21 protein-coding genes, 1 rRNA gene and 1 riboswitch are annotated in these 23,104 nt (G+C 49.9%); of the genes, 21 read left to right on the top strand and 1 reads right to left on the bottom strand.

Annotated features, from left to right (window positions below):
- A 5S ribosomal RNA gene (gene rrf, locus KNO72_RS12100) occupies positions 1-87 on the top strand; the annotation flags it as partial.
- A gap of 87 nt (positions 88-174) precedes the next feature.
- Positions 175-366 carry an NETI motif-containing protein gene (locus tag KNO72_RS12095; protein ID WP_015880702.1) on the top strand — a complete coding sequence of 64 codons (192 nt, stop codon included), beginning with the start codon at positions 175-177 and terminating at the stop codon, positions 364-366.
- Between the two features lie 42 nt (positions 367-408).
- Here KNO72_RS12095 and KNO72_RS12090 read toward each other — a convergent pair whose 3' ends face one another.
- Positions 409-879 (bottom strand): NUDIX hydrolase, encoded by a 471-nt coding sequence (locus tag KNO72_RS12090; protein WP_214758273.1) that lies wholly within the window; start codon positions 877-879, stop codon positions 409-411.
- A 146-nt stretch (positions 880-1,025) separates the two neighbouring features.
- Positions 1,026-1,127: riboswitch (purine riboswitch) on the top strand.
- 68 nt (positions 1,128-1,195) lie between these two features.
- On the opposite strand from KNO72_RS12090, the gene purE reads away from it, so the two are divergent.
- From purE to pcrA, 19 genes are all read left to right on the top strand, one after another.
- The gene (purE, locus tag KNO72_RS12085) at positions 1,196-1,684 is read left to right on the top strand and encodes a 5-(carboxyamino)imidazole ribonucleotide mutase (protein ID WP_074032924.1); all 489 of its coding nucleotides are present in this window, start codon (positions 1,196-1,198) and stop codon (positions 1,682-1,684) included.
- Entirely contained in the window at positions 1,684-2,778 is a 1,095-nt protein-coding gene (purK, locus tag KNO72_RS12080; protein ID WP_214689054.1) for a 5-(carboxyamino)imidazole ribonucleotide synthase, read from the top strand. The genes purE and purK overlap by 1 nt, the downstream gene beginning before the upstream one ends.
- Positions 2,775-4,067 carry an adenylosuccinate lyase gene (gene purB / locus KNO72_RS12075; RefSeq protein WP_015880706.1) on the top strand — a complete coding sequence of 431 codons (1,293 nt, stop codon included), beginning with the start codon at positions 2,775-2,777 and terminating at the stop codon, positions 4,065-4,067. The genes purK and purB overlap by 4 nt, the downstream gene beginning before the upstream one ends.
- A 49-nt stretch (positions 4,068-4,116) precedes the next feature.
- Positions 4,117-4,821: a phosphoribosylaminoimidazolesuccinocarboxamide synthase gene (gene purC / locus KNO72_RS12070; protein ID WP_078146253.1), complete on the top strand. Its 705-nt coding sequence runs from the start codon at positions 4,117-4,119 to the stop codon at positions 4,819-4,821.
- Positions 4,818-5,060 carry a phosphoribosylformylglycinamidine synthase subunit PurS gene (purS, locus tag KNO72_RS12065; RefSeq protein ID WP_031420917.1) on the top strand — a complete coding sequence of 81 codons (243 nt, stop codon included), beginning with the start codon at positions 4,818-4,820 and terminating at the stop codon, positions 5,058-5,060. The genes purC and purS overlap by 4 nt, the downstream gene beginning before the upstream one ends.
- Positions 5,057-5,737, top strand: a complete 681-nt coding sequence (purQ, locus tag KNO72_RS12060; protein WP_031420919.1) for a phosphoribosylformylglycinamidine synthase subunit PurQ — start codon at positions 5,057-5,059, stop codon at positions 5,735-5,737. The genes purS and purQ overlap by 4 nt, the downstream gene beginning before the upstream one ends.
- On the top strand, positions 5,721-7,940 hold the full coding sequence (gene purL / locus KNO72_RS12055) for a phosphoribosylformylglycinamidine synthase subunit PurL (protein WP_214758271.1): 2,220 nt from the start codon (positions 5,721-5,723) through the stop codon (positions 7,938-7,940). Before purQ ends, purL begins: the two co-directional genes overlap by 17 nt.
- Entirely contained in the window at positions 7,916-9,325 is a 1,410-nt protein-coding gene (gene purF, locus KNO72_RS12050; RefSeq protein WP_214758269.1) for an amidophosphoribosyltransferase, read from the top strand. Before purL ends, purF begins: the two co-directional genes overlap by 25 nt.
- Before the next feature lie 12 nt (positions 9,326-9,337).
- Positions 9,338-10,372 (top strand): phosphoribosylformylglycinamidine cyclo-ligase, encoded by a 1,035-nt coding sequence (gene purM, locus KNO72_RS12045; protein ID WP_214685456.1) that lies wholly within the window; start codon positions 9,338-9,340, stop codon positions 10,370-10,372.
- The gene (gene purN / locus KNO72_RS12040; protein ID WP_074037833.1) at positions 10,369-10,947 is read left to right on the top strand and encodes a phosphoribosylglycinamide formyltransferase; all 579 of its coding nucleotides are present in this window, start codon (positions 10,369-10,371) and stop codon (positions 10,945-10,947) included. Before purM ends, purN begins: the two co-directional genes overlap by 4 nt.
- Complete coding sequence (gene purH, locus KNO72_RS12035) at positions 10,944-12,464, top strand: bifunctional phosphoribosylaminoimidazolecarboxamide formyltransferase/IMP cyclohydrolase (RefSeq protein ID WP_078146257.1); 1,521 nt, start codon at positions 10,944-10,946, stop codon at positions 12,462-12,464. Before purN ends, purH begins: the two co-directional genes overlap by 4 nt.
- A 14-nt stretch (positions 12,465-12,478) precedes the next feature.
- A complete protein-coding gene (gene purD, locus KNO72_RS12030) occupies positions 12,479-13,732 on the top strand; it encodes a phosphoribosylamine--glycine ligase (protein WP_214734114.1) in 1,254 nt (417 codons plus the stop codon).
- Positions 13,733-13,822: 90 nt separating this feature from the next.
- Positions 13,823-16,111: a bifunctional diguanylate cyclase/phosphodiesterase gene (locus KNO72_RS12025; protein WP_214758267.1), complete on the top strand. Its 2,289-nt coding sequence runs from the start codon at positions 13,823-13,825 to the stop codon at positions 16,109-16,111.
- 182 nt (positions 16,112-16,293) lie between these two features.
- Entirely contained in the window at positions 16,294-18,036 is a 1,743-nt protein-coding gene (locus KNO72_RS12020; protein WP_078146260.1) for an adenine deaminase C-terminal domain-containing protein, read from the top strand.
- A gap of 67 nt (positions 18,037-18,103) precedes the next feature.
- Positions 18,104-18,409, top strand: a complete 306-nt coding sequence (locus KNO72_RS12015; protein WP_015880718.1) for a YerC/YecD family TrpR-related protein — start codon at positions 18,104-18,106, stop codon at positions 18,407-18,409.
- Positions 18,410-18,444: 35 nt separating this feature from the next.
- Positions 18,445-19,827 (top strand): TrkH family potassium uptake protein, encoded by a 1,383-nt coding sequence (locus KNO72_RS12010; protein ID WP_078146261.1) that lies wholly within the window; start codon positions 18,445-18,447, stop codon positions 19,825-19,827.
- Positions 19,828-19,839: 12 nt separating this feature from the next.
- On the top strand, positions 19,840-20,073 hold the full coding sequence (locus tag KNO72_RS12005) for a hypothetical protein (protein WP_074037828.1): 234 nt from the start codon (positions 19,840-19,842) through the stop codon (positions 20,071-20,073).
- 89 nt (positions 20,074-20,162) lie between these two features.
- The gene (pcrB, locus tag KNO72_RS12000) at positions 20,163-20,843 is read left to right on the top strand and encodes a heptaprenylglyceryl phosphate synthase (RefSeq protein WP_078146262.1); all 681 of its coding nucleotides are present in this window, start codon (positions 20,163-20,165) and stop codon (positions 20,841-20,843) included.
- A 38-nt stretch (positions 20,844-20,881) separates the two neighbouring features.
- A complete protein-coding gene (gene pcrA / locus KNO72_RS11995; protein ID WP_078146263.1) occupies positions 20,882-23,098 on the top strand; it encodes a DNA helicase PcrA in 2,217 nt (738 codons plus the stop codon).
- The last annotated feature ends 6 nt before the right edge of the window (positions 23,099-23,104 follow it).

The following is a 23,104-nucleotide window of genomic DNA, read 5'->3' as shown; positions in this document are numbered from 1 at the left end:
GTTCCCATGCCGAACACGGAAGTTAAGCGTCTCAGCGCCGAAAGTAGTTGGGGGATCTCCCCCTGTGAGGATAGGACGTTGCCAGGCAAACGGTGGTTCTGGAGCATTCGCTCAAGGGCCGCCGTTTTTTCATATCATCGATTCAGCTTAGTGGAAGAGAGGACGTAAGAAGCAATGGCTAAGAAGATCAAAGTATATGTCGAACCAAATGAAACGGTCAGTGAATGTTTAGATCGAATCAATGAAATGGGTTATCGTCCTATACGCCGTATTGAAAAGCCCGTCTTTGAGCAAACGGGAGCCAAAGATGAACCTGTCCATTCCCATCAATCGATTTTATTTGAATGCGTCTCTAAAGAATCCTAATGCCAAGCCGTCACACAATCTGCGTGACGGCTTTTTTATGTCTCAAAATGAATGCTCGCGTTCAAAGCATCGATTTCCAAGCGCATCCAATAAAGTTTGAGCTCGTTTTTCTATCTTTTTAGGAAGATTCTCTTTACTAAAGTATTCAAGAGCCAAACTTTCACCATCTTCCATGACGAGCGCTCCATGTACTCTTTTCGCCTGGTATAAATGAATGACACCGTATGTCTCGTCTCCGTTTGGATATTTGAAGTAACCATCTGAACCGGAAAAGACTTGGATTAATTCAAATTGCTCAGCGAGAAGTCCAGTTTCTTCTTCTAATTCTCTTGCAGCGACTTCTTCCAATGTTTCTCCGAGTTCCATCGATCCTCCTGGTAATCCCCAGTCAAGTGTATCCGATCGGAATTGCATCAGTACCTCTTGCTTTTGATTGATGACCAAAATGGTTGCTCCCACACTGATAATTGGACGATTCCCAATCACTTCCCGTAAACTTGCGATGTAACTCATCTAACTCCCCCTTTTCAATAGCATACATTATCGGATAAGATTGTGCTGATAACATCCAAAAAGCGAACGATAAATATTCAGACAATTAAAATGTTCGCAGTTTATTGACATGTTTTCAAAGAACAAGGTACGATAGGCGTGTGAGATAAGAAAAATAAATAGTGCTCCATATAATCGCAAGGAAATGGCTTGCAAGTTTCTACCTGATCACCGATTCTGATCAGACTATGGGGTGTAGCGGACGTGTATTTGTCATGCCTATACCCTAAACTGATTGTCGGTTTAGGGATTTCTTTTTGTAAGGGGGACATTGGGAATGAACGTAGCAGTTGGAGTAATCATGGGAAGTTCATCTGATTGGGAGACGATGAAACATACGTGTGACGTGTTGGATGAGTTGCAGATTCCATATGAAAAACAAGTCGTATCCGCTCACCGTACACCAGACCTTATGTTCGAATATGCTGAAGAGGCACGAGGCAGAGGCATCCAAGTGATCATTGCGGGTGCTGGTGGGGCAGCCCACCTTCCTGGAATGGTCGCTGCGAAAACGACACTTCCTGTCATCGGTGTCCCGGTTCAGTCGAAAGCACTCAATGGAATGGATTCGCTCCTCTCCATTGTTCAGATGCCTGCAGGAGTTCCAGTAGCAACTGTTGCGATTGGTAAGGCGGGAGCAACGAATGCAGGATTATTGGCTGCTCAAATTCTCAGCATCCACTCCACAGACATTACAAATCGACTTGATGCATTTCGTGAGAAGAAACAAGAGATGGCGATGCGAGGAACGGAGGAGTTGGTCTGATGAGAATCGGAATTTTAGGTGGAGGACAACTTGGACGGATGATGTCACTCAGTGCGAGTGCAATGGGATACACGACACTTTGTCTTGACCCGAACCCCAATGCACCGACTGCTCAAGTGGCAGATTCAATTGTTGCCTCATTTGATGATGTGAATGCCGCAAAAGAACTCGCTGCTCGTTCAGACGTTGTGACTTATGAATTTGAGAACATCGATACGGAAATGATTGCAGCCATCGAAGAAAAATGCCCACAAGGTATGGACGTGTTGAAGGCGACGCAACATCGCATCTTAGAGAAACAGATGATTGAATCAGCAGGACTACGTGTCGCACCGTATGTTTCGGTACGTACGGTTCGAGATGTACGGCAGGCATATGAGAAGCTCGGCTTACCTTTTGTCATCAAAACGTGTCGCTTCGGTTATGACGGGAAAGGGCAGACGGTCATTCGGTCGGAACATGACCTTCAGACATTCGTTGAACATTTTGTCGAGCAGGAATATGTCGCCGAAGCTTGGTTGCCATTTGAAAAAGAAATTTCAGTCATTGTGACGAGAGGGTATGACGAAACGTCGACATTCCCAATCAGTGAAAACATTCATCACAACAACATCCTACATTTATCGATTGTACCGGCTCGCGTATCAAATGAGATTCAAGAGGATGCAAGACACCTCGCTCTCCAGCTTGCAGACCATATCGGCTTAATGGGAACGCTCGCTGTCGAGCTGTTCGTCATGGCGGATGGCCGTCTATATGTGAATGAGCTTGCGCCGCGTCCGCACAACTCCGGGCACTACACGATTGATGCTTGTGAAACCTCACAATTTGAACAACACATTCGAGCCGTGACCGGGATGCGCCTCGGACGGACGAGATTGACATCGCCTGTCGTCATGGTCAACCTTCTCGGCGAGCATATGCCACGACTTCATGTCAAAGCATTGCCATCGAATGTTAAACTACATCTGTATGGAAAAGATGAAGCGAAGACAGGTCGCAAAATGGGACATTTGAACGTCCTTGGTGACACGGTCGAAGAAGCGCTTCATACCATCGAACAACTGGCAATTTGGAAGGAGACCGTTTTATGATTTCACGCTACACCCGCCCAGAGATGGCAAACATTTGGACTGATCAGAACAAATTCGAGGCTTGGTTAAAAGTTGAACTTTATGCCTGTGAGGCTTGGAGTGAACTCGGTATCATCCCGAAAGAAGATGTACAAGTTCTTTGGGACAAGGCATCGTTTGATGTTGATCGGATTCTAGAGATTGAACAAGAGACACGTCATGATGTGATCGCGTTCACTCGTGCCGTTTCTGAGACACTCGGAGAAGAAAAAAAATGGGTGCATTACGGATTGACGTCGACGGATGTCGTCGATACGGCACTCTCGTACTTAATCAAACAGGCGAATGATCTTTTAGAGGCCGATTTAGATCGCTTCATCGGTATTCTCGCAGAAAAAGCGAAAGCACATAAGTATGACATCATGATGGGACGTACCCACGGCGTGCACGCAGAACCGACCACGTTCGGTCTGAAGCTCGCCCTCTGGTATGAAGAGATGAAACGGAACAAAAAACGCTTCATGGCAGCTCGCGAAACGATTGAATTCGGGAAGATGAGCGGAGCGGTCGGGACGTTTGCGAATATCGACCCGTTCATCGAGTCATACGTCTGTGACAAGCTCGGTATCCAAGCTGCACCGATTTCGACACAGACTCTCCAACGTGACCGTCATGCCGAGTACATGTCAACACTCGCATTGATTGCCACATCGATTGAAAAGATGGCAACGGAGATTCGTGGACTTCAAAAAACAGAGACACGCGAAGTGGAAGAGTTCTTTGCGAAAGGACAAAAAGGGTCGTCGGCGATGCCGCATAAACGTAACCCAATCGGTTCTGAAAATATGACGGGTCTTGCACGCGTCATTCGCGGTCATATGATGACAGCATACGAGAACGTCCCACTCTGGCATGAACGTGATATCTCGCACTCATCAGCAGAACGAATCATCATTCCGGATGCAACGATTCTCCTCAACTACATGTTGAACCGTTTCGGTAACATCGTGAAGAACTTGACGGTCTTCCCGGACAACATGCGTCGCAACATGGACCGCACGTTCGGAATCATCTTCTCGCAACGGATCTTACTCGGTCTCATCGAAAAGGGTTGGTCTCGTGAAGCGGCATACGACGCGGTTCAACCGAAGGCGATGCAGGCATGGGAAGAAGAGACGATGTTCCGTACATTGATTGAAGAGGACAAAGAAATGGGCGCACTCTTTACGAGTGAAGAGCTCGATGAGTTGTTCGACCCGCGTTATCACGTACGTCGTGTCGATACGATTTTTGAACGCTGTGGTTTGTAATCGTTGAGGGGCGACATGCCCCTCTCACTTTTAAGGGGGAACGGTTCAGATGAAAGCAATTTATGAAGGTAAGGCGAAGGCATTATTTGAGACAGAAGAAGCGGGTGTGCTTCGTGTGTACTACAAAGACGATGCGACAGCATTCAATGGAGAGAAGAAAGAGTCGATTGATGGGAAGGGGATTTTAAACAACGCCATCACGACCCAGTTGTTCGAATTGATGCATGACAACAAGATTCCGACGCACTTTATCAAACGAATTTCAGAGCGAGAACAGTTGGTCCGCCGTGTCGACATCATCCCGTTAGAAGTGGTCGTCCGCAACGTCGCGGCCGGTAGTCTAGCGAAACGTCTCGGTTGGGAAGAGGGAACACCGCTCCTCGCACCGATTGTCGAGTTTTATTATAAGGACGACGCTCTTGGGGACCCACTCCTCACAGAAGATCATATCCGATTATTGCAAGTTGCCACACACAAAGAAGTCGAAACATTGCGACAACTCGGGCTTTGGGTAAACGATGTCTTGCTCGATTTCTTTAGTCAACACGGCATCGACGTGATCGATTTCAAACTAGAGTTCGGAAAAGTGGATGGGACGATCATTTTGGCGGATGAAATCTCACCGGATACGTGTCGTCTCTGGGACAAAGAAACGAAACAGAAACTTGATAAAGATGTATTCCGTCGCGATTTAGGTTCTTTGACTGAGACGTATGGACAATTGTTAACACGCATAGGGGGAAACGGACAATGAAAAAAGTAAATGTGTATGTGACATTACGTGAAAGTGTACTCGACCCACAAGGAGTTGCCGTAAAAGGCGGGCTCGAACATCTCGGATTCGCTGGAGTTGAATCGGTGCGGATCGGGAAAGTCATCGAGCTTCAAGTAGCGGACGACACGACAGAAGCCATGGTCAAAGAGATGTGTGAGAAGTTACTCGTCAATACGGTCATTGAGAATTTTGAAATCGAGATGGGGGTACTCGCATGAAGTTTGCGGTCATCGTCTTTCCAGGATCAAACTGTGACCTCGACATGTACCATGCGGTAAAAGATGTGCTCGGGGAAGAAGCGGAATACGTGTTCCATACGGAAACCTCACTTGAAGGATTTGATGGAGTCCTCTTACCAGGTGGTTTCTCATACGGAGACTACTTGCGCTGCGGGTCAATCGCCCAGTTTTCACCAATCATGGCTGAAGTGAAGCGTTTCGCGGAAGAAGGACGCCCGGTTCTTGGCGTATGTAACGGATTCCAAGTGCTCGTCGAAGCGGGACTCCTCCCAGGTGTATTGATGCGAAACCGCGATTTGAAATTCATGTGTAAGACCGTCGACCTTGTCGTCGAAAACAACGAGACGATGTTCACAAGTGAGTACGCGGCACAGGAAACGATTCGCGTGCCAATCGCACACGGTGAGGGCAACTACTACTGTGACGAAACGACACTCGAGACATTGAAGGCAAATGGCCAGATTGCGTTCACCTATAAAGAGAACCCGAACGGATCGGTCGAAAACATCGCCGGCATCACGAACGAGGCAGGAAACGTACTCGGCATGATGCCACACCCGGAGCGTGCGGTCGAAGCGTTGCTCGGTGGGGAAGACGGTAAACGGTTATTCACGTCAATCGTAAAATGGGGGGCACGACATGTTACTTACAACTGAACCGACAGCTACACAAATCCGTGATGAACGGATTTATGCCACGATGGGATTATCGGACGACGAATACGCGCTCGTCGTCTCACTGCTTGGCCGGGAACCGAATTATACAGAAATCGGTCTCTTCTCGGTCATGTGGTCTGAACACTGTTCGTACAAAAACTCGAAACCGGTGCTCCGGAAGTTTCCGACAACCGGCAAGCACGTCTTACAAGGACCAGGAGAAGGGGCTGGAATCGTCGACATCGGAGACGGACAAGCCGTCGCCTTCAAAATCGAGAGTCATAACCATCCGTCCGCGATTGAGCCTTATCAAGGAGCAGCGACTGGGGTAGGTGGAATCATCCGTGACATCTTCTCGATGGGCGCCCGTCCGATCGCTTTATTGAACTCACTCCGTTTCGGAGATTTGAACGAATCACGTGTGAAACATTTATTCGGTCATGTCGTATCCGGCATCGCTGGATACGGGAACTGCGTCGGCATCCCGACTGTCGGTGGGGAAGTCGCCTTTGACCCGGCTTACTCAGGAAATCCGCTCGTCAACGCGATGTGCGTCGGCTTCATCCGTCATGAAGACATTCAAAAAGGGATCGCGGAAGGTGTCGGAAACTCGGTCATGTACGTCGGAGCAACGACAGGACGTGACGGAATCCATGGTGCCACGTTCGCTTCTGAAGAACTCGGGGAAGACGCGGACGAGAAACGTCCAGCCGTCCAAGTCGGGGACCCGTTCATGGAGAAGCTCTTGATCGAAGCGTGTCTCGAAGTCATCAAACATCCTGCGCTCGTCGGGATTCAAGACATGGGCGCAGCCGGATTGACGTCATCGTCAGCAGAGATGGCATCAAAAGCAGGGATGGGAATCGAGATGAACCTAGACCTCGTCCCACAACGTGAGACTGGCATGACACCTTACGAGATGATGCTTTCGGAATCGCAAGAGCGGATGCTCCTCGTTGTCAAAGCTGGACATGAAGACGAAATCGAAGCAATCGTCACGAAGTGGGGACTTCATGCAGTCAAAGTTGGCGAAGTCATTGAAGAAAAAGTACTTCGTCTCGTTCATCAAGGGGAAGTCGCGGCCGAAGTACCGGTCGATGCACTCGCAGAAGACGCACCGGTCTATCATAAACCGTCTAAAGTTCCAGCATATTATGAAGCATTCCAAGCGATGGAGCCGGTCACACCAGTCGTCGAAGATGTGATGGCGACATGGAAAGACGTCCTTGCGATGCCGAGCATCGCCTCGAAACGTTGGGTGTATGAGCAATATGACCATATGGTACAAACGTCGACAGTCGTCGCACCGGGTAGTGATGCCGCGGTCATTCGCATTCGTGAAACGGAGAAGTCGCTCGCGATGACAACAGACTGCAATGCGAAATATGTCTATCTCGACCCACGTGTCGGTGGAGCCATCGCTGTCGCGGAGGCGGCACGAAATATCGTCGCAAGTGGTGCAGAACCACTCGCCTTGACGGACTGTCTCAACTTCGGGAGCCCGGATAAACCGGAAGGGTTCTGGCAGCTCGACCAAGCCGTCGAAGGAATGGCAGAAGCGTGTCGTACGCTCGATACGCCAGTCATCGGAGGGAACGTATCGCTTTATAACGAATCAAACGGACAAGCCATCTACCCGACACCGGTCGTTGGAATGGTCGGGCTCATCGAGAAACCAGAACATATTACGACATCGTTTGCGAAACAAGCGGGAGACGTCGTCTTCTTACTCGGTGAGACAAAAGCAGAGTTTGGCGGAAGTGCCCTTCAGATGTTGCAAGACGGAAAAGTGAGCGGTCATGCACCGACACTCAATCTTGAAGAAGAACGTCAGACACAAAAGGCGTTGCTTCACGCTATCCGTGAAGGTCTGGTCACGGCGGCACATGATGTATCAGAGGGTGGTCTTGCGGCAGCGTTACCGGAACTGGTCTTTGGAACAGGGTTCGGCGTGGACGTGACGATTGACACAGATCTCGTGACGGCGCTATTCAGTGAATCACAGTCACGTTTCCTCGTGACGGTCGACAAGGCACATGCCGAGGCATTCGCGAGCATGACGAACGGAAAAGCAATCGGGACAGTTACAGAAACATCCACTCTTGTCGTTCGCGCAAGCGACCGCTTGATTGAAATGGACGTGAAAGAGTTAGAGCGTGTATGGGAAGGAGCTATTCCATGTTATATGACATCCGAGGCATGAACGAGGAATGCGGCGTCTTCGGTGTGTTCGGTCACATCGAAGCGTCACACCTAGCCTATTACGGACTTCACAGCTTGCAACACCGTGGCCAAGAAGGAACAGGAATCGTCACGGCAGACGGAGAGCGTCTCCACGCGAAACGTGGACTCGGACTCGTCACCGAAGTGTTTGACGAAACATCTCTCGACGCACTCACCGGGAACCATGCGATTGGACACGTCCGCTACTCGACGGCTGGCGGCAACACGCTCGAGAATGTTCAACCGCTCCATTTCAAGTCGTTGACTGGCGATTTGGCGATGGCGCATAACGGAAACCTTGTGAATGCGACCGAGTTGAAACATATGCTCGAAGCGGAAGGCGCGATTTTCCAGACGACGTCCGACACGGAAGTCGTGGCTCACCTCATCAAGCGAAGTCGCGGCAATTCGTTGAAAGAACGAATCGCTGACAGCTTGGCCCGTCTCGTAGGGGCATTCGCATTCCTGTTCTTGACGGAAGATGCACTGTACGTCGGTGTCGATGTGCATGGGTTACGTCCATTGTCACTCGGACAAACTGAAGATGGGGCTTACGTGTTCGCTTCAGAAACGTGTGCGTTTGACGTCGTGGGGGCGACGTACGTACGGGATGTTGAGCCAGGAGAATTGCTCATGATCACGAATGAAGGCATCACGTCAGAGCGATTCAGTGAAGCGGCCGTCCGTGCCATGTGCTCAATGGAATACATCTACTTCTCAAGACCGGACTCGATCATCGATGGCATCAACGTGCATACGGCACGTAAGGCCATGGGGAAAAAGATGTTTGAAGAAGCACCGGTCGAAGCGGATGTCGTGACAGGTGTGCCAGATTCAAGTATTTCCGCGGCAATCGGCTACGCTGAGGCGAGCGGAATTCCTTACGAAATGGGACTCATTAAAAACCGTTACGTCGGACGGACGTTCATTCAACCGTCCCAGGAATTACGGGAGCGCGGCGTGAAGATGAAGTTGTCAGCGTTACGCGGTGTCGTAAACGGGAAACGCGTCATCATGGTCGATGATTCGATCGTCCGTGGAACGACGAGTCGCCGAATCGTCACGTTACTTCGAGAGGCAGGCGCGACAGAGGTGCATGTGCGCATCACGTCACCACCGATCAAACATCCGTGTTACTACGGAATCGATACATCCACCAAGGAAGAGTTAATTGCGGCAACCAAATCCGTTGAAGAAATCAGAGAAGAGATTGGTGCCGATTCACTAGCGTTCCTCACATTGGATGGAACGGTCGAAGCCATCGATCGTCCATTTGAAGGAGCACTACGCGGGCAGTGTGCTGCATGCTTCACGGGACTTTATCCGACTGAACTTGCAGAACTCGTGACAGAGACAAAGGCTTAAGGGGGAAATGCAATGAGCGTTCGTTATGAACAAGCGGGTGTGAATTTAGAAGCAGGATACGAGGCCGTATCCCGTATGAAACGTCATGTTGCTAGGACGATGCGTCCGGAAGTGATGACAGGACTCGGTAGTTTCGGAGCAATGATTGACCTCGGTTCGATGAACATGAAACACCCGATTCTCGTGAGCGGGACCGACGGGGTCGGGACGAAACTGAAATTAGCGTTCGCGCTCGACCAGCATGACACGATTGGAATCGACTGCGTCGCCATGTGCGTCAACGATTGTCTCGTGCATGGAGCAGAACCGCTCTATTTCCTCGACTATATTGCGACCGGGAAAGCAGAACCGGCCAAACTGGAAAGAATCGTCGCCGGTGTTGCGGAAGGGTGTGTCCAAGCCGGTTGTGCGCTCGTCGGTGGCGAAACGGCTGAGATGCCAGGGATGTATCCGGATGGCGAATATGACATCGCTGGATTTGCGGTCGGTGTCGTAGAGAAAGAGGACTTGCTCGACGGTTCGACGATCCAGGATGGAGATGTCGTGCTCGGACTTGCATCTTCAGGCGTTCACTCGAATGGGTTCTCCCTTGTACGTCATATCGTGGAAGCACAAGGTCTTCATTATACGGATGAGATTGCGATGCTCGATACGACACTCGGGAACGCCTTGCTGTTGCCGACACGGATTTATGCCGAAGCGGCGAAAGCGGCCATTTCGACAGGCAAGGTTCAAGGGATGGCACACATCACAGGTGGTGGCTTCTATGAGAATGTGCCTCGCATGTTGCCAGAAGGTCTTGGCATCACGTTCGATGCGTCGAGTTGGCCGAGTCTTCCTGTATTCGACTGGCTCGAACAAGTCGGGAACATCTCGAAGCAAGAAATGTTCAACGTCTTCAATATGGGAATCGGGTATATGATCACGGTACGAGCTGAAGATGTGGAACTCGTCGAAGCGGCGCTTGAACGTGTCGGGGAGACTGCGCACCGAATCGGGAAAGTCGAGAGTCGTCCAGGCATCCGGATTTCAGGAGTGGACCAATGAAACGATTTGCCATCTTTGCGTCAGGATCGGGAAGTAACGCCGAAGCGATCTGGCAAGCGATCACCGATGGTCATTTGTCTGCTGAATGTGTGTTGCTCGTGACGGACAAACCAGAAGCTGCTGTTCTCGATCGAGCGGAGCGTCACGGGATTCCGAGTTTTTCGTTTACACCGAAGGCGTACGCGTCAAAAGAAGAGTTCGAGGAAGAGATTCTCGTCCTGCTCCGTACGCTTCGTGTAGACTATATCGTGTTGGCGGGGTATATGCGCTTGATCGGTAATGTGTTACTATCCGCATATCCGAATCGCATTCTAAACATTCATCCATCGCTTTTACCAGCTTTTCCGGGTAAAGACGCGATCGGACAGGCGCTTGACGCCAACGTACCGACGAGTGGTGTGACCGTTCATTATGTGGATGCGGGGATGGACACGGGTCCGATCATCGCACAGGCGTCTGTCGAGATTGAAGGGTGTGACCGCACCGAGGCGACGCGTCGCATTCAGACGATCGAGCACCAACTGTATCCGCGCGTATTACAACAAGTATTGAATCAACAGGAGGTTTTCAAGTGAGAGCATTATTAAGTGTTTCTGATAAAACGGGAATTGTCGAACTTGCGACCGTCTTGCATGAGGCGGGCATCGAGCTCATCTCAACAGGTGGGACCGAGGCTGCGCTTCAACAGGCAGGATTGCCAGTCAAGAACATTTCGGAAGTGACATCGTTCCCTGAAATGTTAGACGGCCGTGTCAAAACGTTGCACCCACTCGTTCACGGGGGCTTGCTCGGACGTCGCGACCTCGATACGCATGTCGCACAAATGAAAGATCATCACATCGAACCAATCGATTATGTCGTGGTCAATCTGTATCCGTTCAAGGAGACGATTGCGAAAGAGAATACGACATACGAAGAAGCGATTGAAAACATTGATATCGGTGGACCGAGCATGTTGCGTTCGGCTGCGAAAAACCATGCGAGTGTCACCGTCGTCGTGGACCCGAGTGATTATACACTCGTCGCCGAGGAAGTACGTGGAGGCGGTACATCGTTTGAAACACGTCAACGTCTTGCGACGAAAGCGTTCCGACATACGGCTGCCTATGACGCGTTGATTGCTGACTACTTAGGTCGTCAAATCGGCGAAACGTTCCCAGAGCAGTTGACGGTCACGTATGAAAAAGTTCAAGACCTTCGTTACGGAGAGAACCCACACCAACAAGCGGCGTTTTATAAGACACCGTTATATGACGGGATGACACTTGCGAATGCGACACAGCTTCACGGGAAAGAGCTCTCGTATAACAACATTCAAGATACGAATGCAGCCCTTGAAGCACTCAGTGAATTGACTGAGCCGGCGGCAGTCGTCGTCAAGCACATGAACCCGTGCGGCGTTGCAGTCGGACGGACGATTTCTCAAGCGTTCGAACGTGCCCATGCGGCCGACCCGGTCTCCATCTTTGGTGGAATTGTCGCCTTAAACCGTGAAGTCGATCTTGAGACGGCAGATGCCCTTCGCAACATCTTTTTAGAGATCATCATTGCCCCATCCTTTAGTGAGGCAGCACTTGACCGATTGAAAGAGAAAAAGAATCTTCGGTTGTTGACGTTAGATATGGGACAGATGACAGGCATGCGCCTTACGGCTGTCGCCGGAGGATTGCTCGTACAAGACGGGGATGACATGACACTCGATGATGCCTCATGCCAAATCGTGACGGATCGTCGCCCGACAGCAGCGGAATGGGAAGATTTGAAACTTGCATGGCGTGTCGTCAAGCACGTCAAATCGAACGCGATTGTCGTCGCAAAAGACGAGACGACGATTGGAATCGGTGCCGGACAGATGAACCGCGTCGGTGCAGCGAAAATCGCTTTTGAACAAGCCGGGGAACGCGCGTCAGGCGCGGCTCTCGGAAGTGATGCCTTCTTCCCGATGGCAGATACGGTCGAAGCGGCAGCGGCAGCGGGCATCACGGCCATCATCCAACCGGGTGGGTCGATTCGTGATGCCGAATCGATTGAAGCGGCAAATCGCCATGGCATTACGATGGTATTCACATCAGTCAGACATTTCAAACACTGAGAGGGGTTTGCGTCATGAACGTATTGGTCATCGGTCGAGGAGGACGCGAGCATGCGCTCGCATGGAAGTTGAAACAAGACGGGCATCACGTCTTCGTTGCACCGGGCAACGACTTCATGGAAGGGATGACGTGCGCGTCGATCCATGAAACAGACGTGGAGGAGCTCGCCCATTTCGCAGAAGAGAACGAGATCGAATGGACGATTGTCGGACCGGAGTCGTCGCTCATGGCAGGAGTCGTGGACACGTTCCGCGACAAAGGGCTGAACATCTTTGGACCGACGAAAGCGGCTGCCTTACTCGAGGGAAGCAAGGCATTCGCCAAAGAAGTCATGATGGAAGCCGGAATTCCGACAGCGGCATACGAAGCGTTCACGGATGCGGCATCGGCGCTTGCCTATATCGAGAAGCTCGGTGCACCACTCGTCGTCAAGGCGGACGGATTGGCTGCCGGTAAAGGCGTCACGGTTGCGTTCACGGTCGAAGAGGCAGAAGCTGCCGTACGTGATATTTTCACGACGGATAAATTTGGGCAACAGTCACAAGTCGTCATCGAAGAGTTCCTCGATGGGGAAGAGTTTTCGCTCATGGCGTTCGTCTCGGGAGAGCGTGTCATTCCGATGATCACCTCGCAAGATCATAAACGTGCCTATGACGGCGACAGGGGACCGAACACGGGTGGGATGGGCGCTTATAGCCCGATGCCACATCTTTCAAAGGACGTGTATGAGGAATCGGTGAAGACCGTATTAGAACCACTCGCGCAGACGATGGTCAAACGAGGCACTCCATTTGAAGGATTCTTGTACGCCGGTCTCATCTTGACGGCAAATGGACCAAAAGTCATCGAATTCAACGCACGTTTCGGTGACCCGGAAACGGAGGTCATCTTGCCGAATTTGAAATCGCCGCTCCTGGACGTGATTGAAGCGGTCGTTCGCCAAAAATCGTATTCGGTTGAGTGGATTGACGGATACACGATGGGTGTCGTCATTGCGGCCGAAGGGTATCCGGACCGACCAATCACGGGCCAGGTGTTATCAGGATTTGAGTCGCTTCCGAAAGATGTGCTTGTCTTCCATGCCGGCACGACAAAGAAGGGCGATCAAGTCGTAGGGAGCGGAGGTCGTCTACTCGTTGTGACGGCGACGAAGCCGACACTGCTTGAGGCGAAAACGGCTGTGTATGCGGCAATTTCACAACTCGATTTACCTGAAACGTTCTATCGATCGGATATCGGGGCGCGAGCGTTTGAACACATTATTTAAAGGATGGGTCAACCCATCCTTTTTTTCATGCGAAAAAAAGGAAATGCCGATATCCTGTTCTACAATAATAAAGTAGCTTGAAGAAGGAGGGTGGTCGGCCTGCGTGTTCAAACAAAATTATTTATTGCGATAGCCGTGAACATCGTACTCTTCATCGGTGTCATTTTATTCGTCATCAAACCGTATTTTGTAGAGAAAAGTATTGAACAGGACAGGGCGATGACCCGCGATCAAATCGAAAGTGTGTCAGAAGTGTTCGCCAATCACCGACTTATGCTCGAGCGGATTCTTGTCGATTGGTCAGTTTGGACGAATGCCTATGATTTTGTTCAAAATCAGAATGAAGCATTCATTGAAAACAACATGGGGGAAGAGACACTCGAAAACTTAGGGGTCGGCGCAATGATTTTCCTCGACCGTGATCGAAAGGTCGTCTACTCGGAGTTTACTCAATTTTATGAATTGGATCGTGAAGAGGACAAAGAGATCTTCACGAACGACTTGATCCGTTACGTCAACTCGTCAGGAATCAAACAAAGTGCGGTGTATGGCACCGATTTCGGTCCGGTCGTCTTCATGAGTCATCCGATTTTGAGAAGTGATGGGACAGGAAAGCCGGGTGGGACGCTCGTACTCATTCAAAAAATCGGTCCAGACTTCATGGCCGCGATGAGTGCCCAAGCAAAAACGAAATTATCGATCAGTCCTCTTTCACACCGGCAGTTGACGGTCGATGAAGACAATCAATTTGCACGTGTCTCGTTACCGCTTCAATCCGTCTATCAAGATGCGAACTGGGAACTCAACTTCTCGGTGAAGCGAATGTACTATACCAATACACAGACCATGTTAGAAACGGGGATGCTCGGGCTGCTTGTGCTCGGTCTTGGTCTATTGTTGACACTGTTTTGGTCGGTGAATCAAATTGTCACGAAACGATTGATGGGCATCGTCAACGAACTGAAATGGATCACGAAAGAACGGAATAGTCGGTTACGGATTCAGTTGCATCCAAATCAACAAGACGAGATTGAAGAGATGGCGATCAGCATGAACGAGGTGCTCGATGCACTCGAACAGACACAAAAAGAATCGTTGACGCGTGCCTTCCGAGATTCTTTGACCCGTCTTCCAAACCGATTGGCGGTCGAAGAGATGTTCGTGAGCTTACCGGAAACGACCCGGTCGATTGGAGTGATGGGAATCGATTTCGACAACTTCCGACGGATCAACGATCAATTTGGTCAGCGTATGGGAGATGCGATGCTGACGTTCTTTGCCTCTCGATTGATGTTTTATAAAGAGGATGGCTTCGTTGCAAGAATCGGAGCGGACGAGTTCATCTTGATTCATCCGGAATGGACGACCGAGGAGCTCGTGATCATCGCCAATCAATTGGTGAAAGATTTGCGCGAATGGGGTTTGAAGCAAGGGATGAACCATTTGACCTTGAGTATCAGCATCGACGAATTGACTGGACCGACGCATCATTCCTATGAGGTGATGATGGCGCGACTCGATGTCGTCTTACACGAAGCCAAAGCATCCGGGAAAGATCAGATTCTTTCCTATCAGGAGATTAAAGATGGGAGTCATTACTTGCAGGCACTCGAAATGGAACGTGATTTACGTCATGCGCTGCGTCATGATGAGTTCGAACTTTATTACCAACCAATCGTCTCACCGCAGCCGTTTCAAGTTAGAGGAGTCGAGGCGTTGATTCGCTGGCACCATCCACAGAAAGGATTCGTCTCTCCCGGCGTGTTCATTCCGGTTGCGGAGCAACTCGGGCTCATCTCAGATGTGGGACGTTGGGTGCTTGTGCGCGCCATCACCGAGATTCAAGAGTACGCAGAGCGACTTGACTTATTTTTATCCATTAACGTCTCGAAACGTCAGATTTTAGACGGCTCGTTTTTAGAAGCGTTGGAGGAAACGATCGCTAAGACAGGATTTCCCCCACACCGGTTGCATGTGGAAATCACAGAGAGTGAAGTCGGTGGGAATGTGTATGAACTTCAACAATTCATTCAAGCGTTAAAGGCCATCGGTGTCAAAATATCACTTGATGACTTCGGTGTCGGAACATCGTCGCTTTCATACTTGCAATCCCTGTGTCTCGACATCGTTAAAATCGATCAAAACTTCGTGAAAGGGATTCCGGAGAATAAATTTGACCGCGCGCTGTTAGAAGGGCTATATCAAACTTTCCAAACGCTTGGACTCGAGATTGTCACGGAAGGGGTCGAGCGACCGGAACAGCTTGCGTTCGTATTAGAATATAGTGGTTCGCTCATTCAAGGTTATCATTACAGTAAACCGATTCCGGTCAATCAATTGCACCTGTACTTACGTAAAACCGTCATGACTCAAATTTGATGTAGGTGACTCTTCATAGGAAGAGTCGCCTTTTTTGTGAAAAATATATGTGAAATTTGTTACAATAGGGAACATAACTTGCGACCCATTCAGAGAAAAGGTAAACTTGAAACAGGTAAAGAAAACGCTTTCAAAATTATTCTTTTATAGCTTTGAAAGGGAAAAAGGGAGGATTGGGTTCGATGCCAACAAAAAGAACGGCGCGGGCACCGTGGTCTAAAGTGATGATTCGTTCACAACTTGAAGTCGTAGATCGATTGCGGCCACCTTCGCTCGTCTTACAAAACGCAACGTATTTGAACGTCTACGTAAAACAATGGAGAACCGCGAATATTTGGATTGAGGGAGATCGCATCGTGTATGTCGGTCCAGACTTACCAGAATCAGCGGTCGAAACGGTCGATGTGACAGGAAAGTATATTGTACCTGGGTATATCGAGCCTCACGCTCATCCGTTTCAATTATACAATCCGGCGACGTTGTCAAAATATGCAGGAGAGCGTGGAACGACGACGCTCGTCAATGACAACATGCTGCTTTTTTTACAAGAGAAAGAGCAAGCGTTTGCGCAACTCGATGCGATTCAACAATTGCCGACGAGTACATATTGGTGGGCCCGTTTGGATACGCAAACGGAGTTGGACCGGGAGAGCGTGGCTGTCGACTCGGAACGCATTCACGAGTGGTTTAACCATCCGGACGTCGTCATGGCAGGTGAATTAACGGCATGGCCGCGCGCCTTGAAGGGTGATGATGAGATGCTTCAGTGGATGCTTGACGCCGAAACGTGCGGTTTGCCGGTCGAGGGGCATTTTCCGGGGGCGTCGCCGAAGACATTGACTAAAATGGCGTTGATGGGAGTACACAGCGACCATGAGGCGATGACGGCGGAAGAGGCGTTCAATCGATTGGAACTAGGTTATACGACGACGCTTCGACATTCCTCGATTCGTCCGGACCTGCCGGAGATGATCCGTGATCTATTGGCAAATGGACTGACGGCGTTCGACCATCTCATGGTGACAACGGACGGTTCGACACCGGGCTTTTATGAGGACGGCATGCAGGATGCTCTTGTCCGCATTTTGATCGAAGCGGGATTACCGGCTATCGAAGCCTACCGGATTGTCTCTCATAACGTGGCTCGTCACTTTGACCTCGATCACATTTTAGGGGCGATTGCGCCAGGCCGTATCGCGCACTTGAACATTCTAGATGCCATCGAGGAACCGCGTCCGACGGCTGTGATTGCGAAAGGGCAATGGATTTATCGTGATGGGGTATCGCTTTTCCCGAACGAATTAGTGGAAGCAGTCCTCAATAAGATGCCGTCGACAGACGTTTCAATCGAACTGACGCCACAAGACCTATCTTTCAGCATGCCCGTCGGACTCGACATGATCAACTCAGTCATTATGAAACTGTTTAAAATTACGCATGACACGGGTCAAGATGCATTGCCGCGTGATGGAGACGAATCGTTTCTCATGTTGCTTGATAAAGAAGGGAAATGGCGATTGAACACAGTCTTGAAAGGTTTCGCCCGAGATTTTGGTGGACTTGTCAGTTCGTACTCGATCAGTGGAGACTACTTGATTCTAGGGAAATGTAAACAGGATATGTTACTGGCGTTCAAACGAATGAACGAGCTCGGAGGCGGGATTGTCCTCGTAGACCAGGGCGAAATCGTTGCCGAGATCCCGTTACCACTCTGTGGGATGACGTCGACGGAGCAACTCGAAACACTCATCGATCAAGAGAAACAGCTGCGAGACGAGCTCATGGCGAGGGGCTATCAGTTCGAAGATCCGATTTATACATTACTATTTTTAGCATCTACCCATTTGCCATATGTTCGGGCGACACCTCTCGGCATTTACGAAGTCATGAAGAAACAAGTACTATTTCCTGCGATTTTGCGATGAATAGTTGAGTCCGGGGCGCCCCTGCTTTAGAATGAGAAAGAAGTATGAGTAGAGAGGATGCTTGCGGATGCAACTCGATAAATTACGAGGTCGAGAGCTCGATCAATTGTTTGAAGCGATTTTGAAGCTCGAGACACTCGAAGACTGTTATCAATTATTCGAAGATTTAGCGACTGTTAATGAAATTCAAGCACTTGCGCAACGACTTGAAGTGGCGCGGCAAATTCGTGAAGGAAACACGTATCATAAAATTGAGGATGCGACAGGCGCCTCAACGGCCACGATTTCACGTGTGAAGCGATGCTTGAACTATGGGACAGGTGGATACGATCTCGCTCTTGAACGTCTACAACAAACAAAAGGTGACTCGTAAGAGTCATCTTGTTTTTGATGGAGGGGAGTGGCGAGATGCAACAGAAATTCATGAAACTGAACTTACAATTGTTCTTTCGAAGTTTAACACCGGTCCAAACACTCGTGTTAATTTATAGTGCGGCAGCGATTTTATCAGTTTTGCTCCTCGCCTTACCAATCGCCCATAAGCCTGGAGTGACGATCACGTTTACCGACCTTGTCTTCTTTGCGGTGAGCTGTGTCAGTGTCACCGGCCTGACACCGATTGTAGTCACCGATACCTTCTCCACGTTCGGCTTATTTATCATTCTGTTCATCGTCCAAGTGAGCGGTGTCGGATTGATCAGTTTGCACGTCATCATGTGGATCTTACTTGGGAAACGGATTGGGTTTAGGGAAAGACAACTGATTTTACGCGACCAAAACCAGACGTCCATGTCTGGTATTGTTAAATACATCACGGAAATCGTGATCACCGTTATCGCCATCGAGGCGGTCGGTGCCGTCGTGCTCGGGGTCCATTACTTAAATTATTTTGATACCATCGGAGAAGCCTTCTTACAAGGATTGTTCGGGTCGATCAGTGCGACGACGAATGCCGGGTTTGACATTACGGGAAGTTCGCTCGCGCCATTCCGTGAGGACCCATTCGTCATCTTTACGCAAATCGCGCTCATGACCGGTGGTGCCATCGGATTCCCGGTGCTTGTAGAGATTCGAACGTACTTGGTGAGCCGAATCACACGGAAACGTCACACGTTCCCGAGTCGATTCTCGTTGTTCACTAAATTGACGGTCTCAACCTTCTTTATTTTGATTGCCGTCGGTACGGTCGGCTTGTTCATCTTTGAATACAATAATGCCTTTAAGGACTTGCCGCTCTGGTTGGCACTTTCGGATTCGTTGTTCCAATCCGTGACGACACGAAATGGTGGTCTATCGACGGTCGATGTCAATCTATTCTCTGAAGCGAGCATGTTGCTCCTGTCCATCCTGATGTTCATCGGGGCATCTCCATCGTCTGTCGGTGGGGGGATTCGGACGACGACGTTTGCTGTAGCCGTTCTCGCTGTCATCGCCTTCATTCGCGGGGACTCGTCCATTAAAATTTTCGGTCGTGAAATCGTCCTTGAAGATATTTGGAAAGCGTTCGTGATCATTACGGTTTCGCTTGCCGTGTTACTATCAGGTGTCATGGTCATGGCTTATTTTGAGGATGCTTCGTTGACACGAATCTTATTCGAGGCGTGTTCTGCGTTCGGGACGACGGGTCTATCCGTCGGATTGTCTTCCGAGTTTAGTAACGTTGGAAAATGGGTGTTGACGATTCTCATGTTCATCGGCCGAATCGGCGTCATCGCCTTCATTCTCATCCTGCAACGGAGACAACCGAAGCGGATGTATAACTATCCAAAAGAATCAATCATCTTAGGGTAAGGAGATTGTCATATGAAAGCATTTTGGATCAACTTCGGATACGTCTTCATTGTTCCGGTTCTTCCGTTTATCGCCATCGTCAATGGAACGGCACTCTGTTCACCGGACTCGCCGCTCCTTGACATACCGGTGCTCGGATTCTTTTTAGCGAATCCGCTCTGGTTCGTTCCTGTTTACGGTCTATTCGCCTTGCTTGTTGCGAAATGGTTGACGGATCGGGAACGGAATCGTACGGCACGTTCGTGACTTGCTTCGGCAAGTCTTTTTTTGTTGGAGAGATGCACGGGAGGAAAAAAATCGATACACTATAGAAGGATTCGATAGGAGGGAATGAGTTGGAATTTCAGACGTGGCGACATGTGTTTAAACTAGATCCGAATAAGGAGCTCACAGATGAGGCGCTCGAGGCGCTCATCCATTCGGGGACCGACGCCTTTTTGATCGGGGGAACGGATGGGATTGATGCAGAGAATACATTTGCGCTTTATGCGAGAGTCCGAGATGCCGGGATTCCAATCGCACTTGAGATTAGCCATCCTAGTCAAGTCATCCACGGATTCAATCATTACTTCGTGCCCACCGTGCTGAATGCAGGAACTCCGGAATGGATCATTGGTCATCATGCCCGTGCGTTTGAACGATTCGGCCATTTCTTTGATGCTCGTCTTGTCACGGCTCAAGGATATCTCGTCTTAAACCCGGAGGCGAAAGTCGCTGACGTGACGGAAGCGCGATGCGATTTGACGATCGAAGAATCCGTGGCATACGCGGAAGTTGGACATCACTTGTTCCGTCTTCCCTCGCTCTATATCGAATATAGTGGACGACTCGGGAATCCTGATGTCGTCAAAGAGATTCGTTTGGCGTTACCTGATGCACATCTCTTTTACGGTGGTGGCATTGAGGGAGAAGAGACGGCACGATTAATGGGTGCACATGTCGACACGATTGTTGTCGGCAATATCATTTATGAAGACTTAGCTGGAGCACTTGCGACTGTACGAGCACTCCGATAAAATAAGAACAAACGTTTGGAACAAGGAAGGAAACGATTATGTATAATCTTAGCGAAGAATTAGTTAAAGGGATGAACCCGGAACAAGCAGAAGCGGTGAAGCATACGGATGGCCCGCTGTTGATCATGGCGGGTGCAGGGTCTGGGAAGACTCGTGTCTTGACCCATCGTGTCGCCTATTTGATGGCGGCGAAGCAAGTGGCACCGTGGAACATTTTAGCGATCACGTTCACGAATAAGGCAGCACGAGAAATGAAAGATCGGATTGCCCGTCTTGTGGGTGGTGTCGCCGAAGACATTTGGATTTCTACATTCCACTCCATGTGCGTCCGGATTTTACGACGCGATATCGATCGCATCCGCTATGACAGGAGCTTTTCCATTTTAGATGCCTCGGATCAATTGACAGCAATCAAACAGGTGTTGAAAGAATTGAACCTCGATCCGAAGAAGTACGAACCGCGTACCCTTCTCGGGATGATTTCAAATCATAAAAATGAGCTGCGTACGGCGAAAGATGCGGCTGCCCTCGTCGGGAACAATCCGTACGAGCGAATCATCTCGGACGTCTACACAGCGTATGAGAAAAAGTTGAAACAAAACAATGTGCTCGACTTTGACGACTTGATCATGAAGACGATTCACTTATTTCAAGAAGCACCGGACGTGTTGGCGTTCTATCAGAAGAAATTCAAGTACATCCATGTCGATGAGTATCAGGATACGAACCGTGCCCAATATACGCTCGTCAAACTTCTCGCACAGGCACACGAGAATTTATGTGTCGTCGGGGATTCGGATCAGTCCATTTATCGTTGGCGCGGTGCCGACATCGCCAATATCTTGACGTTTGAGAAAGATTATCCGAGCGCCCATGTCATCTTGCTCGAACAAAACTATCGTTCGACGAAACGGATTTTAGAGGCGGCGAACGGTGTCATCCAAAACAACGCTTCCCGGAAAGAGAAGAACTTGTGGACTGAAAATGATGAAGGAGAGAAACTGTTGCTCCATGTCGCATCGGATGATCGCGACGAAGCGTTCTTCATCATGAACCAGATGAAAGAGCTGAAGATGGAAGGGATGGACTACGGACAGATGGCGGTCCTTTATCGGACGAACGCTCAATCACGTGGACTCGAGGAGATGCTCCTCAAATCGAACATCCCATACAAAATGGTCGGCGGGACGAAGTTCTATGAGCGAAAAGAGATCAAGGACGTCCTCGCATACTTGCGATTGATCGCCAACCCGGATGAGGACATCTCGTTCGTTCGCGTCGTCAATGAGCCGAAACGCGGAATCGGTGCCGCGACGATTGATAAACTAGGTGACTTTGCAGATATGCAAGGCGTCTCACTTATGGATGCGATTCGTGACATCGAATTGTCAGGCATCGCCCCACGCACTGCGACGAAACTCGCGGACTTCCGCCAAATGATGCTGGATTTACGGCAGATGGCGGACTACCTCTCCATTTCAGAACTCGTCGAAGAGGTATTGAAGAAAACAGGATATGAAGAGATGCTCAAAATCGAGAAGACGCTTGAAGCGGAAAGCCGACTCGAGAACTTGCAAGAGTTTCTGTCGGTCGCCCAAAACTTTGAGAAAGAGAGCGATGAACAGACGCTCGTCGCCTTCCTTACCGATTTGACGCTCGTCTCAGACCTCGATTCACTCGATGAAGTCGATGAGTCGCATCAAGTCACGTTGATGACGTTGCACTCGGCGAAGGGACTTGAATTCCCGGTCGTCTTCTTGATTGGAATGGAAGAAGGACTTTTCCCGCACAGCCGTGCCTTGAACGACGAGGAAGAGATGGAAGAAGAACGTCGTCTTGCGTATGTCGGAATCACCCGTGCCGAGAAGCGTCTCTATTTGACACGTGCCCAGTCACGGATGCTATATGGTCGCTTCCAAAACAACCCGGAGTCGAGATTCTTGCATGAGTTGCCGGAAACGTTGTTGGAGCGGTCCGGTAAGGCGAGAAAACCGATGCCGTGGAACCCGGTCGAGTCACCAGGGAAGTTACCGGTGAATGGCTTTAGTTCGAAACCGAAGCCGAAACTCGCCCAATCGTCCGGTGCCGAAACGGTCGGATGGAATGTCGGCGACAAAGCGAATCATAAAAAATGGGGACAAGGGACGGTCGTACAGACACGTGGTGAAGGCGACCAACTCGAAGTCGACATCGCATTCCCGGAAGTCGGGATCAAGCGCCTATTGGCTAAATTTGCCCCTATCGAAAAAGCGTGAGGTGAG

The sequence above is a fragment of the Exiguobacterium sp. s123 genome (assembly GCF_018617075.1).
Taxonomy (GTDB): Bacteria; Bacillota; Bacilli; order Exiguobacteriales; family Exiguobacteriaceae; genus Exiguobacterium; species Exiguobacterium profundum.
The sequence above is the reverse complement of the archived record's forward strand: the minus strand, read 5'-3'. Positions and strand labels throughout refer to the sequence as shown.

Excerpts from the sequence above, each read along its gene's own strand:
- KNO72_RS12095 (WP_015880702.1), top strand. The coding sequence starts at position 175 with ATGGCTAAGAAGATCAAAGTATATGTCGAACCAAATGAAACGGTCAGT.
- KNO72_RS12090 (WP_214758273.1), bottom strand. The coding sequence starts at position 879 with ATGAGTTACATCGCAAGTTTACGGGAAGTGATTGGGAATCGTCCAATT.
- purE (WP_074032924.1), top strand. The coding sequence starts at position 1,196 with ATGAACGTAGCAGTTGGAGTAATCATGGGAAGTTCATCTGATTGGGAG.
- purK (WP_214689054.1), top strand. The coding sequence starts at position 1,684 with ATGAGAATCGGAATTTTAGGTGGAGGACAACTTGGACGGATGATGTCA.
- purB (WP_015880706.1), top strand. The coding sequence starts at position 2,775 with ATGATTTCACGCTACACCCGCCCAGAGATGGCAAACATTTGGACTGAT.
- purC (WP_078146253.1), top strand. The coding sequence starts at position 4,117 with ATGAAAGCAATTTATGAAGGTAAGGCGAAGGCATTATTTGAGACAGAA.
- purS (WP_031420917.1), top strand. The coding sequence starts at position 4,818 with ATGAAAAAAGTAAATGTGTATGTGACATTACGTGAAAGTGTACTCGAC.
- purQ (WP_031420919.1), top strand. The coding sequence starts at position 5,057 with ATGAAGTTTGCGGTCATCGTCTTTCCAGGATCAAACTGTGACCTCGAC.
- purL (WP_214758271.1), top strand. The coding sequence starts at position 5,721 with ATGTTACTTACAACTGAACCGACAGCTACACAAATCCGTGATGAACGG.
- purF (WP_214758269.1), top strand. The coding sequence starts at position 7,916 with ATGTTATATGACATCCGAGGCATGAACGAGGAATGCGGCGTCTTCGGT.
- purM (WP_214685456.1), top strand. The coding sequence starts at position 9,338 with ATGAGCGTTCGTTATGAACAAGCGGGTGTGAATTTAGAAGCAGGATAC.
- purN (WP_074037833.1), top strand. The coding sequence starts at position 10,369 with ATGAAACGATTTGCCATCTTTGCGTCAGGATCGGGAAGTAACGCCGAA.
- purD (WP_214734114.1), top strand. The coding sequence starts at position 12,479 with ATGAACGTATTGGTCATCGGTCGAGGAGGACGCGAGCATGCGCTCGCA.
- KNO72_RS12020 (WP_078146260.1), top strand. The coding sequence starts at position 16,294 with ATGCCAACAAAAAGAACGGCGCGGGCACCGTGGTCTAAAGTGATGATT.
- KNO72_RS12015 (WP_015880718.1), top strand. The coding sequence starts at position 18,104 with ATGCAACTCGATAAATTACGAGGTCGAGAGCTCGATCAATTGTTTGAA.
- KNO72_RS12010 (WP_078146261.1), top strand. The coding sequence starts at position 18,445 with ATGCAACAGAAATTCATGAAACTGAACTTACAATTGTTCTTTCGAAGT.
- KNO72_RS12005 (WP_074037828.1), top strand. The coding sequence starts at position 19,840 with ATGAAAGCATTTTGGATCAACTTCGGATACGTCTTCATTGTTCCGGTT.
- pcrA (WP_078146263.1), top strand. The coding sequence starts at position 20,882 with ATGTATAATCTTAGCGAAGAATTAGTTAAAGGGATGAACCCGGAACAA.